General features: G+C 37.9%; 7 protein-coding genes. All 7 read right to left on the reverse strand.

Going from position 1 to position 13,961, the window contains the following annotated elements; all coding sequences use genetic code 11:
* Positions 1-16: 16 nt before the first annotated feature.
* The 7 genes from KTR07_RS11130 to KTR07_RS11160 all read right to left on the reverse strand — a co-directional run bounded on the left by KTR07_RS11130 (position 17) and on the right by KTR07_RS11160 (position 13,914).
* On the reverse strand, positions 17-3,325 hold the full coding sequence (locus KTR07_RS11130) for a TonB-dependent receptor (RefSeq protein WP_008761665.1): 3,309 nt from the start codon (positions 3,323-3,325) through the stop codon (positions 17-19).
* A 32-nt stretch (positions 3,326-3,357) separates the two neighbouring features.
* The gene (locus KTR07_RS11135; RefSeq protein WP_008765814.1) at positions 3,358-4,803 is read right to left on the reverse strand and encodes a DUF4992 family lipoprotein; all 1,446 of its coding nucleotides are present in this window, start codon (positions 4,801-4,803) and stop codon (positions 3,358-3,360) included.
* A 92-nt stretch (positions 4,804-4,895) separates the two neighbouring features.
* Complete coding sequence (locus tag KTR07_RS11140; protein WP_162303119.1) at positions 4,896-5,066, reverse strand: hypothetical protein; 171 nt, start codon at positions 5,064-5,066, stop codon at positions 4,896-4,898.
* Positions 5,067-5,451: 385 nt separating this feature from the next.
* Positions 5,452-7,665, reverse strand: a complete 2,214-nt coding sequence (locus KTR07_RS11145) for a RagB/SusD family nutrient uptake outer membrane protein (RefSeq protein ID WP_008765815.1) — start codon at positions 7,663-7,665, stop codon at positions 5,452-5,454.
* Between the two features lie 14 nt (positions 7,666-7,679).
* Positions 7,680-10,988: a TonB-dependent receptor gene (locus tag KTR07_RS11150; RefSeq protein WP_011107583.1), complete on the reverse strand. Its 3,309-nt coding sequence runs from the start codon at positions 10,986-10,988 to the stop codon at positions 7,680-7,682.
* Positions 10,989-11,017: 29 nt separating this feature from the next.
* Positions 11,018-12,493 carry a DUF4992 family lipoprotein gene (locus KTR07_RS11155; RefSeq protein ID WP_008765818.1) on the reverse strand — a complete coding sequence of 492 codons (1,476 nt, stop codon included), beginning with the start codon at positions 12,491-12,493 and terminating at the stop codon, positions 11,018-11,020.
* Between the two features lie 527 nt (positions 12,494-13,020).
* Positions 13,021-13,914 carry a sugar phosphate isomerase/epimerase family protein gene (locus KTR07_RS11160; RefSeq protein WP_008765819.1) on the reverse strand — a complete coding sequence of 298 codons (894 nt, stop codon included), beginning with the start codon at positions 13,912-13,914 and terminating at the stop codon, positions 13,021-13,023.
* Positions 13,915-13,961 lie beyond the last annotated feature (47 nt).

Raw genomic sequence — 13,961 nt, forward strand, 5'->3', positions numbered from 1 at the left:
CATTGTATTCAAATTATTAAAATGAAACATTAACACCTAACGTGAATTTACGTAAGTTCGGATAATATCCATAGCTTCCCGCCCAAGAAGCCCATGCTCCTTCTGGATAAGGGTTTAGGAAGTTAAATACATTTTGGCAAGTAAGATTGAAACGGCAACTACTAATGCCAATTATTTTTAGCCATTCTTTAGGCAATGCATAAGCTACTGTCATATTACGAAGTTGCACTGTTGCTGCACTTACTTTCCAAAAAGTAGAGGGTGCACCATTTACGCTACTATAGCGAATATTCGGGTATTTTGCATTTCTGTTTTGTGCTACTGTAACTATATTATTAGCGTCATAAATATCCTCATATACAAACATATCTTTCCACATTGCCGACACATTACTATATTCAGAGTAACTTTCTTTACGCATAGTTGTAGGAACTAAGGAATATGCTCCCCAACTTGCACCAAACTGCGCACTAATAGAAAAATCTTTATAAGAGAAACCGAAATTTAAAGTTCCACCGTAAGGATTACTAGCACGGTGAGAAATTTTTATATAATCTTGTTCATCAACAATACCATCTGCCGGACCAAAAGTTCCAGTTGATTCATCATATTGTCCACGTACATCCTTATAAATCAGCATACCAGGATGTACATTTTCTTTTGTATTTCCTAAATATTTAGTAATACTATATTTATCAAAGTACTCATTAATTTCCTGATAACTACGGAACATACCTATACATTCATAACCCCATAGTCCTCTATCAGAACGTTCATTTCTCACTAATTTATCAAAATCATATGCAGCCTTCCAACCTGTCTCTCTGATTTTATTATCATTGTATCCTGTTGTAAGTTTTACCCAATATGACATGTCTTTTCCAATTTTATCCTTCCATCCTAATGACAATTCAACACCATATGTATCTACCTCACCAAAGTTTTCTGGAGCAGGTTGTATTCCTACCGTATTCGGATAATAAGAAGTTCCTTGATGTGAAGCAAACATTTCACGGCCCATATCATAATAGAAGTCCAAATTAGCGCTCATTCGATTCTTCAAAAAGGCCATATCAATACCAAAATTAGTTTTATAAGTCTTATCCCAATGTACATCAGGATTTACTCCTTGTTTCGGCATACGAATCGTAGCACTTGTATTTGTACTAGAATTAGTTCCAAAGATCGGTCCTTTGTCTGGATTACGGGTGTAAAGCTGAGTCCAAAGCCAAGCATTCACATTATCTTTACCAAGAATACCAAACGAACCACGTATCTTCAAAAAGTCGATTTTTGTCTTGTCTTTATCAAACCATTTTTCATCTGAAATAACCCAGCCGGCAGACCATGAAGGGAACATTCCCCAATAATTCTGAGGAGCAAATTTGGCAGAGGCATCAGAACGGAGCATAAACTCAAACAAATATTTATCATCATATGAATAATTCACACGACCAACATAAGAAAGCATACCAGACTCACTGCGGTTAAACGTCACAGTTTGAGCAAAACCTTCTGCATTGGAATCCACAGAACTAGATTGGCCATCTGTAAAAGGTAATGGGTCTGTAAGACTACCATTCAAATCTTCCCATTCTGATTCTGCTTTTTCAATAGAGAACAAACCACTGACATAATGCTTACCAAACTGACGTGCATAGCTTACTGTTAAGTTCATTTGATAACTATCTGAGCGATTCATACTACGCCCCAAAGAGTTGCCATTATTCAACTCATACAATCCCAATGTATTAGCATTGTATTCAATCTCGTCACCAACATAAAGGTGACCACCACTGCCACCACGGGATATAAGGCGATATACATCGATTTTTGTACCGATAGTATTTGTTTTCCCTGTACTTATATTTTTTGAATAAGAAGCTTTTACCTTCAAACCACGTAAGTATTTACTCCAACCAAAATCATACTCTAATGAACCGTTAAGAGAAAAATTCTGATTCTGATTCTCAACATTATCTGACGCATTCTGTACTGCTGCAAAATTATACTTCTGCTGATCACTTGGATTAGTTATATTTTCCATACCTGAATGAAAAATATAATATCCATTTACTTGATCAGGCACATAAGGTACATGTAACATTAAAGATTCAAAATCACCATCAGAGCCACCACCTTTTACATTTTTAGGTTTATTTGTCTCTCCATAATTACCAGATACCTGCAAAGAAGCTTTCATCCATTTTGAAATATTAGCATTTACACCAGCACGATAGTTCCAACGATTATAGTCCAAGCGCCCTATATTACCTTCTTGCTGATAATACGAAACACCACCGAAATAAGTTGCTTTTTCTGTTCCCCCGCTAATGTTGACACTATGACGCTGCGTCAAAGCCGCACTCCATTCTTTATCTAATAAATTATAATTCATACCCTTCATTGCCTCCAATTCATCAGATTGAAAAAGTTGTACCCTCAAGTCATCGGATTCTTGATCCTTAGTAGCAGTATTAGCAGCACGAGCAGCATTGTATATACGACCGTAATCATAGGCATTTAGCATCTTAGGTAACATCAATGCATCTGTATAACCAAACTGTCCTGAATAAGAAATTTTGGGAGCACCGACTTTTCCTTGTTTAGTCTTAACCAGCACAACACCATACGCAGCACGTGCTCCATATACAGCCGCTGCAGCATCCTTTAAAACAGTCACATTTTCTACTTCATTTATATCTAAATTATTGAAAGCACCTTCATCTGCAATAAAGCCATCAATAACATATAGTGGAGTAGGGCTTGCATTACCTCCTAAATCAGAACTTGGAGTAATGGTAGTATTCACTGAACTTTGACGAATCTGTAAGCTTGGTGTACTACCTGGGCGCCCACCACTAAGTGATACATGTAAACCATTTATTTTACCAGCTAACGCGTCACCCAAACTACCCACTGACAAATCTTTCAATTCTTCGGTGGAAATCGTTTCAATGGCACCTGTTGCATTACGTAATTTCTGAGAACCATAATCACCAAGTACTACAACTTCATCTAATTTCAGTTGATCTTCTAAAAGTACAATCCTAGGATTTTTTAAATCAGATATAATTTGTGAAGTATATCCAACAAAGGAAACTTTCAATTTGCTTTTTGGAGCAACCTTAATATTAAATTTCCCATCAATATCTGTCACTGTACCTACTGTCCCATTTACCACCATGACAGTAGCACCTATTATCGGTTCACCACTTACATCTACAACAAGTCCAGTTACTGTCTGATTCTGGGCACACAATGGCATAACAAAAGTCAACAGTGTACCGATGAATAAACTGAGAATAATATTTTTCTTATTCATTGCATTTAATTTTTATTATCATACTACTTTACTTACTCTTCAACAAGTGGAAGCCACCGTGGATCACCAGTTCTCTTTTCAAGCTGGCTTGCTCCAGTTACAGTAAAATCACCATTCGCAGCATTAATGAAGCCAGGATCTGTATCAAGAGTATTTGTATCATATTTATCATTACTTTGACTACCATTATACCAATAAGTATTATATTCAAAATTTCTAGACATATTTGCATTACCCATTATTTTATTCGTCATATCTCCTTTACCACAATCTACAAAAATAGTTCTGGAGAAATTTAGTGTTAAGCATGCTTGTCCTCTATAGCTATTCCAATTAGTAAAGTCTTTGCTATAAGCAAGATTGTATACTGTACAATTATAAAAATTAAAAGTTCCATTTGAATATCCAGTAATCTTGTTAGGTCTGTTACCATTTACCTGTGCAAAATAACTTCCATTCTGTACAGTACTGCAAAGAGTACTCTCTTTAAATGTTATATTAATAAAACTACCTTTATTAAAATACACAATCGTATTAGACTGATTACATCTAATAAAAGAAGCTTTTACTGTAAAGTTTTCCACACAATATTTTTTCCCTGAATCATATAATAAATGCCTATTAAGGTCATATACATTACAAAACTGAATAACGATGGGATCTTTAATAACGTATTCTCCAGAAGATACTTTTAATTGTTCATTTGGAGTCTTACTTAATCCAATTAATGAAGCATCAGAAGAACCTTTCTCCATTGCATTACAATAGAAATCCATAAACTTTATCTTCAAACCATTCTGTGTTAATATTCTACCACTTTGACCAAATGTAATTTTCGAATGATTAATTTTATTTCCACGAATTGTAACTTTACGTGCTCCAAAATCTATTGGACCTGATATAGTATATTCACCGTTAGCCTCTAATTCATATGCCAACTCTTTTAAAGTGCCATCTTCATTAGGTTCCATATCAGTCTCTGGAAGCGGATTATCAATAAACCATTGAGTCAAATCTACTCCACTAGGAATGGATGCATATGTTTCAAGTAAAGTTGAAAAACTTATTTCACAGGCTTTTTCTGCATCTTTGTTATTAAACTGTTTATTTCCAATGGTTTTAATTAAGAATTTATATTTTGTATCTTCTTCTACTTCCAATTCAACGCTACAACCATCGATAAACTCTCCTTCAACTACAGCTATCGGATTTTCAGGATCATCAACTACATACCAAGAAAACTCATAACCTTCTGCTCCATGCACTACAGGCCATTCAATAGTTGCATTTTCTCCTGTGGCATCAAGTTCCACTTTTACATTCTCCAATTGGGGAGATTCCAGTGTAGCATTTTTCACATCCGACTCAAAAGATTCGTCTTCGTGATACCCTATGGTACAGCTACTTAAAAGAAATAATAACGTAGCGAATAACAGTCCACGTGTTCTTCTTCGTAAAAATAAACGATTACTTTTCATACATTAAATTTAAATTAAACAATACGTTCTTATGTTATCAATATTTAAGTTGAATATTATATACAATAGTCCGTTAAACATTTCATTCACATTTATGCAGTAATGGCTGCAAAACTAATGGCTTCTTTCCACAGTTTTCGATTTATTTCTTTGTTCGGTTTGATTCCTAACACTAAAATAAATCGTTTAATGAGAAATATATTATGGCACAGCACTTTAACTGATACCATTAATGATGCCTTTCCTTTTTCTAATACTTTCACTTTAGCTATATTCACACTCTGATGAGTGAGGCATTAAAGTGAAAATGCAATTTATTCAGCTCCCTACTTTGACAGTCAGTTAATCTTGTGAATTGCTTTCCATCTTGATAACAATTATAAGAAGCTTCCCATAAGCTCTTGAATGAAGACATGTTAGTAAACTACTTAAATAATCATAAAATACATATACCACTCTTCTTTTTCTTCATACATAAAAAGGACGTATGATTTAAAGATATGTAATCACATAAAAAGAACAAAAATGAAGTTAATTGGAAATTATATGCAAAAAAAGGCCTCAAGACACTTTTCCTATTAAAAGGAAAGTGCCTTGAGGCCACCTTTTTATATTAAATTACTTTTTTCCGGGAATCAGAAAAATCTTTTATTCTGCCAATGGGTCGAAAGTACCCATACCACCGTGAGCATAATCTTCCCAACCAATGGTCTGATACAATGTCGCATTAGTTTGCTGTGCACTTTGACGCAATCCAAAGAAATAATATCTGGGTTGGAAATAAGGATTAATGTCCAGCACATTACCATCAAGACTGATATCTTTACGTGAGAAATAGGTATCATAGAATGTACATATACTTGACACAGCCGGATCAAGAATCGTTTCTCCGTCTGCTTCCGTAGCAATCTTCTCATTCAATGTCAGTGCTGCTGGTCGCTCTACGTTTTTAATCGGATCACTGTCATTATTTGCAGACCCGGTACCTTCAACATTGATTTCTATGCGATATCTCTTACCACGTTCATTCATCGGAGTCACACCCAAATAAGTACAAGTATTACCTCCAAAGCCACTCAATGCCCAACTTGCATTCAAAGCACCTTGTCCTACACCTCCGTCAAATAGCATCCAACGACGCATATCATACGCACGTTTACCTTCAAAAGCCAACTCTACCTGACGTTCATACAATATAGCTTCAAACAATTTAGCACGGTCAGTTTCAATCGCCGCATCCAGGCCATAATTATTTGCACTCGTATAGCCTACTCTGCCACGTACGGCTTTCAGCGCCTTGACCCCTTCCGCATGATAAGTGCCGCCCGCACCACAAGCTGATTCTGCCAGATTCAGCAATACTTCCGCATACCGTATCTCCATGTAAGGAGCTGCCGATCGTCTGAATCCCTGCTGATCACCACTGCTGTTATCAGTAAACACATAAAGACTAGTGCCCAAATCAAAATCATCCGAACGTTTACGAACATAGACTCCTCTATTCTTAGTGCCCAGCATATCGGCTGCAAAACCGCTTCTACTCGGATTATTACGCTCATCAGCCGTAGTATACCAACAATAATTCCAAAGTTCATAGTTCGCACCACTGGTATAACGGGTTGGGCATAAACCAGACATCGTTGCTCCTGAAAAATCGACATTGCCACTGTTGAATTTCCACTCTACCCCCGGAAATGCAAATGTACGGTAGAAACGCGGGTCACGATTTAGAAAGAACTTTTTAGGGTCATAATGAACTCCTGATTCCATCGGTTTCTTACCGTCAATCATCGGGAAGATGTCTATTATTTCCGCTGTAGGAGTCTTTCCTCCGCCTCCGTTTATATTTCCTGGTCGGATTCCCTGCTCCCACAAGTTGTATCGGTTGATGTTTTGTGAAGCAATAGGAGACACATTATTATATAAAGTAACAAATACGGCTTCGCTTCCACCTGTATAAGTGGCGAACATTCTGGCCCAATTCTTGGCATTGTCTTCTCCGCCATTGCCTTCATAAGCAAGTCCGAAGTTACCTTCATTCAGTTTAGTGATGGCAGCAAAATTGGCGTCGTAAGCATCTTTCCAACGAGATGCGTCATCGGCACGGTTAAAAAGTGGACTAGCATAAAGCAACAATGTACGACCTTTTAGAGCAAGTGCTGCACCGGCGGTTATGCGTCCGTAATCCTGCCCTTCATTCTGCCAACGTGCAGGAAGATAGCTGGCTGCCAGTTCCAAGTCATCGCATATAAAGTCTATACAAGCCTTAGTCGAGGAACGAGGAATGACCAGATTCTCACCATTACCATCACCTATCACCGGATTCTGGACGTGGTCTACAATGGGAACACCACCATACATTTTCACCAACAGATAATAACGCCATGCACGAAAAAAGTAAGCTTGTCCGAGTAATTGTTCTTTCTCTGTCTGCGAAAGAGTCGCACTTCCCGTCACACCTTCAATCACATTATTACATTCGCGGATACGTCCCCAAGGACTTCTTTCACTGTTGATTACATAAAAATAATCGGGAACAGTCTGAATAGTAAGAGATGCCGTAGGATCATTGAAAATAGAGTAGTCTCCATATTCCTCCGTACATTTGGAAAAATCGTCATCAATACCCGCACTGGTTATATCGGTCAAAGCATTGGAACCTCCGGTAGAACTAGGCAATAAAGACTGATATAAAAAGTCCACACGACTTTTGGCTGTTTCATAATTTTCGTACACAACCGAAGCGTCATAGCTTCCATATACTTTCTTGTCTTTCAGAAAATCATCGCTGCATCCAGTAAAACAGATTAGTCCTGTCACCATCGATGCTGTCAAACATATTTTATTTATCTTTTCTTTCATAATCTTCTTTGATATTAGAATGAGACATTAACACCTAAAGTTACTTTACGCAAATTAGGATATCTTCCATAAGTGCCTCCCCATGTACTCCAAACACCATCAGGATAAGGATTGTAAAAGTTTAAAAGGTTCTGAGCAGTCAAATTCAGACGGCAACTGCTGATGCCGATCCGATTTGTCCATTCCTTCGGAAGGCTATAAGCAACTGTCAAATTACGTAATCGAACGCTGGCTGCGCTAACTTTCCAAAATGTAGAAGCCTGACCGTTTATGGCACTATATCTTAAGTTTGGATATTTAGCACTCCGGTTCATTGGCGCCACTACATTACCACCGGCATCCAATACATCTTCATACACATACATATCTTTCCACATGGCAGATACATTTTTATATTCCAGATCATCGTATTTTTCCTGACGTAAGTCTGTCTGTACAAGAGCATAAGTACCCCAGCTTGCACCAAATTGAGCACTGAATGAGAAGTTCTTATACGAAGCACCAAAATTAAAAGTCAATCCATAAGGATTATTGGCACGATTGGAAATCTTCACATAGTCATTCTGATCAATCACGCCATCTGCTTCACCATAAGTACCATCGGCATTACGCTGACCACGTACATCACGATAGATCAACATACCCGGATGAATGTTATCTTTCGTATTCCCAAGATAAGAAGTGATCTTATTCACTGCGAAATACTCTTCGATATCCTGATAGGTGCGGAACATGCCAATACATTCGTATCCCCACACACCACGGTCGGAACGTTCACCCCGAACAATGTCATCAAAACCGGGAGTAGCCTGGAATCCGGCTTCTTTAATCTTGTTATCACTGTAACCGGTAGTCATTTTTACCCAATAAGAAAAATCTTTACCGATTTTATCTTTCCAATTCAAAGTAAGTTCTAAACCATACGTATCAACTTCTCCAAAGTTCTCAGGAGTAGCCTGCGTACCTACAGTAGTCGGATAGAAAGAAGTACCCGTGAAAGTTGTGAACAACTCACGTCCCATATCATAGTAAGCATCTAATGTAATACCCAGTCTACTATCCAGCATCCTGACATCGATACCTAAATTGGTCTTGTAGGTTTTATCCCAATGTACATCTGCGTTGACCCCTCTTTGCGGCATTTGGAATGTTGCACCACTATAGGTATTGGTGGCTGTACCAAATATAGGACCTCCATCTGCATTTCGGCTATAAAGTTGTGTCCACAACCAAGGTTGTATATTATCTCTTCCCAAAATACCGAATGAACCACGAATTTTCAAGAAATCAATACCTAGTTTTTCTTTATTAAACCAGCTTTCTTCCGAGATAACCCAACCTGCTGACCATGAAGGGAACATTCCCCAGTAGTTACTAGGAGCAAATTTGGTAGATGCATCCGAACGAAGCAGGAACTCAAACAAATACTTGTCTGCATACGAGTAGTTCAGACGACCGATATAAGAGAGCATACCCGATTCCGTACGACCGAACGTAGTCGTTTGATCCGCACCGGTAGCTGTCGAATTAGATTGTCCATCGGTAAAGCTGAAAGGATCAGTTACAGTACCGGTCAGATATTCATATTCCGATTCTGCCTTTTCAATAGAAAACAATCCATTCACATTATGCAAACCAAACTGACGTGCGTAGCTGACTGTCAAGTTCATCTGGTAGTTATCCGTTTTATTCATCGCACGGCTCAATAAATTACCATTATCCAAAGTAAAAGTACCAAAATTGCTATCATCTATATTTATATCATCGCCAGTATAAAGGTGATTTCCACTGCCACCACGTTCCAGCAGCCTGTAGACATTCATTTTAGTACCGATATTATTACTCTTATTATTGATAATGCTCCTCGAATAAGAACCTTTCACTTTTAGCCCCTTCAACCATTTGCTCCAACCAAAATCATATTCCAATGAACCGTTTATGGACATATTATTTGTCTGATTTTGAGTATTGTCAGGAGAATCCTGAACTGCTCCAAAATGGAATAGTCGTACAGCACTTAAGCCCGAAGACACATTTTCCATACCTGTATATATAACAGGACGTCCACCTACATATCCGGGCACAAAAGGCAAATGTGTCATTAGAGAATTAAAATCAGCATCTGTCCCACCACTGGTTATACCATTACGTGAGTTATTCTGTTCACCCATGTCACCTGAGAACTGTAAGGAGGCTTTAATCCACTTACCGATATTAGCATTAACACCCGCACGGAAGTTCCAACGATCATAATCTAAACGTCCCATATTACCTTCTTGATTATAGTAAGATGCACCCGCAAAATAAGTAGCCTTCTCTGTACCGCCATTAATACTGAAACTGTGGCGTTGCGTCCAAGCCGCACTCCACTCATCATCCAGCAAATCGTAGTTCAGTCCTCTCATTGCTTCCAATTCGTCAGCCTGGAAATATTGCGTTCTTCTATTATCCGATTCCGATTCACCGGTAGAAGTTCCAGCTACACGTGCGGCATTATAAATACGTCCATAATCATAAGCACTTAGCATCTTAGGTTTTTTCAAAGCATCAGTAAAACCGAATTGCCCTGTATAAGATATGGAAGGTGTACCTACCTTACCGCGCTTGGTTTTCACCAATATGACACCGTAAGCCGCACGTGCCCCATATACAGCTGCCGAAGCATCTTTCAAAACCGTAATACTTTCTACTTCACTCACATCCAAATTATTAAATGCATCCTCTGTAGAAATAAAATCGTCAATTACATATAATGGGCTAGGATCTGCATCACCTCCACGCGTTGAATTGGGAGTAATGCTGGTATTGATATTACTTTGGCGTATTTGTAGACTTGGGGTACTACCCGGACGACCACCACCCGAATTTACATGCAAACCACTCATCATTCCGCTCAATGCATCACCTAAGTTACCCACCGAAAGATCTTTAATCTCATCCGGAGTAATGGTTTCAATCGCCCCCGTTATGTTTTTCATTTTTTGTGTACCATAACCTACAATAACCACCTCATCCAGATTAGCTACATCTTCTTTCAATACAATCTTTGGATTATTCAAATTCGTTATTGTTTGAGAAACGTATCCTACAAATGAAACAGCCAATCTTCCCCCTTCCGGGACGGGAAGGCTAAATTTACCATCAATATCACTTATCGTGCCTACCGTAGAATCTACAATCTTAATTGCAGCCCCAATAATTGGGTCACCAAATTCGTCCACAACAACCCCGGTCACCGTACGTGCATTTTGGGCATAGACGATTTGCGCAAAGGCTTGTATAAAAAGCATACATAAGCCTAAAATGAAATATCTTTTACTCATAGTATTCTGTTATTGTTTATACATTGTATTCATTCTGTTGTCGGAAGCCAACGTGGATCTCCACAACGATTCGCAATATGCTCCGAGCTACTCAAAGTAAAATCACCGTTAGCAGCATTCACAAACTTTGGCTCTACCTTAATAGCTGTTCCCGAATGGTCTCGTCCATTCTCATCACTAGTATCATAATCAAGGAATCCTCCCGGAACAGCACTATAATAATAAGTATTATATCCAAGTGTATAATTTACATTACCATAATTTCCCGCATTACAGATCCGTCTGAAAACACCTTCAGTTCCTGTGGCCGAACTTACGACACAGTCTGCAAAAATAGTATTCTGCATTTCCAAAAAGAACACAGCACTATTACTGTTTATTACATTATTAAAGAAACGATTGTTAGTGCCAATTTGATAGAACGTACAATTACTCATTTTCCGAAGCGATGTACTCCAGCCAGATCCGCTAAAGTTTGACGGAGTACGTCCTCTCATCTGAACAAAATAGGCAGATCCGGGAACCGTATAATAAATAGTACTGTTTGAAAAGCTCAAATCTTTGATCCAACCTTGACCGTTGAATGCTATAAATATAGTACTTGCTGTATTAATGCTAACCAAGCAATCAGTAATAGACAATGACGACAAAGCATAACCATTATTACAGTAATATAATGGTACGGGAAGATCTTTTATAGTACAAGATTGGAAAACATAAGGCTGCTGCACTATACCGGCTTCTGTGCTATTGAACATAACGACACCTCTACTATTAGAAGCACTGTAAGTATCAGCATCAAAATCAAAATCTATAAACTTAATTTTTAGACCAGCTCCGCGATTTATAAAAGAAGCATTTCTTTTCATTGTCAGTTTGGCATGATTTACTTTGTCGCCACGAATAGTCAATGTAGTCGTTCCTAAATCAATATTACCATCCATTTCATATACACCACCTGCCACTAATTCATAAGCTATTTCTTCTTCTCCTTCTGCAAGAGGCTCAATCGGATTTGCCGTAAAATATTCGGTCAGATTAGTTCCTGTTGGTATTGTTTCACGTACTCGAACCAATGTATTATAAGTCATTTCCGTAGCTGCAACAGCATCAGCGTTATTATACTTCTGATTTCCTAATGCTCTGACTGCAACCTTATATTTTGTATCTTCAGTAATATCACGCGTAATCGTACATTTATCTACGACTTCATTCTCTTCGCCTATAACAACTGGATTGTCAGGATCATCAATATTATAAAATGTCACTTGGTACCCACCGGCTCCTAGCACTACCGGCCATTTAATTTCCAGAGACGTAATATCTACGTTTCTGGTAAAAGTCCAACCTTCAGTCGACGGTGATTCCAAGGTTACCCCCTGAACTTCCGATGAGAAGGTCCAATCATCCTTGTATCCATCGACACAAGAACTAAAAAGAAGTATAGCTGCCGCAAATGCCAAACTATCCCTTTTTACTCGCAAGAATAAATGTTTACTCTTCATAGATTAAATTTTAATTTATATAAAATGATATATTACATCATCAGACATCTATTCACATAAATAAAAAGATACAACTAAAAGAATCGTAATCTCTTAAAAAGAATAAAAAATAGAATCTGAAGTTTTTTCTCTTAGTTTTATTAAACTATATCATAATTCCCCTCCCCATCATTGTTGAAAATTTTCTTTTAAATATTTTATATTCCAATCATCGTTCTTCTCCACATCTTCACATCGTTTTAACTTCCACTTTAACCGATTCATATAAAGGACGAATGGATAAGATCATTGTAATCCACCAAAATTCTGCTGATTGATACCATAACGGAAACAGTGAATTAAATAAAAAACAAAATGGTTACAAGCATCCGAAATAAAGGATGAGAAAGCATCAATATCTCTATAGGATTAGGATTTGATTCGCATAGTGAAAAAAAAGTCCGAACTTTTTTAAGTTCGGACTTTTAATATAGTAAGAGGACATATAATGTTTGAAGTCCCTCCTACCTATTATCTCAATTATTATATTACTCTTGAAATACCTTTTTCAGATATTCAATATTCGTTCCATAATTCTTCTTCACGTTCCTCACATCATCCTTGTCTCGTGAGCGTTCTACAACCAGCCAGCCCCTCCAGCCCATTTTGTCAAGCGTCTTTTTTACCTTATTCATATCCAGCCGCTCATTGAAAGGAAGAGTCACTCCATCCGTATCTGTACAGTGAATCTGGCAAATTCTATTTTTTCCAAGAATCTTGAGTTCCTTACATAGATCTCTTCCATTCTCTAATGCATTCTGAAATTTAAAATAGATCTTGATACCGGGAGAATTAATCTCTTTCAATAGTTTCACTTCTTCTCTTGCATCCAATTGAGTTTCAATGCCAATTACAACTCTTTCCGAAGCAGCCATATCCCCTACTTCCTTCAGCCGTTTTATTAAAGCTGTCCGAAGTTCCGGAGTTTCCTGCCAGCCTGCTTCCACTCCACCCAAAGGGAGAAAAGCGACCTTGGCACCCATTACTTTCATTGCATCCAGACAATCCCGGACTAATTCTTTATAATTAGCACGATCTAAAAAAGACTGTCCATAAAAACCGGACATAGCAATAGAAGGAACCTCTAAATTATAGTTCTGAGCTGTTTCACGAAATAGCTGCTGGAAATGGGGCTCACGCAATTTGTTATCGAACATTTCTCTTTTACCGAGACTACCCATATCCAACTCGACTCCATCTCCTTTCAACTCATGCACCAATTGGAACGAACCAATCTTCTGACGTTTCAATATCATCCAGTCACATACGGCGATCTTGTAACGTTGTTCTTTTTGTTTCGATGCAGCAACAGCCAGCATTGGAAAACATTCTGCTACGATTAATATCCAAAGGATATGTTGAAATAATTTCTTTCTATTCATCATCTTAATTATACGCTGATCGTATAAAAGACGGATGAAAGGAAACT

Source organism: Bacteroides sp. MSK.20.82, assembly GCF_019052485.1.
GTDB lineage: Bacteria > Bacteroidota > Bacteroidia > Bacteroidales > Bacteroidaceae > Bacteroides > Bacteroides thetaiotaomicron.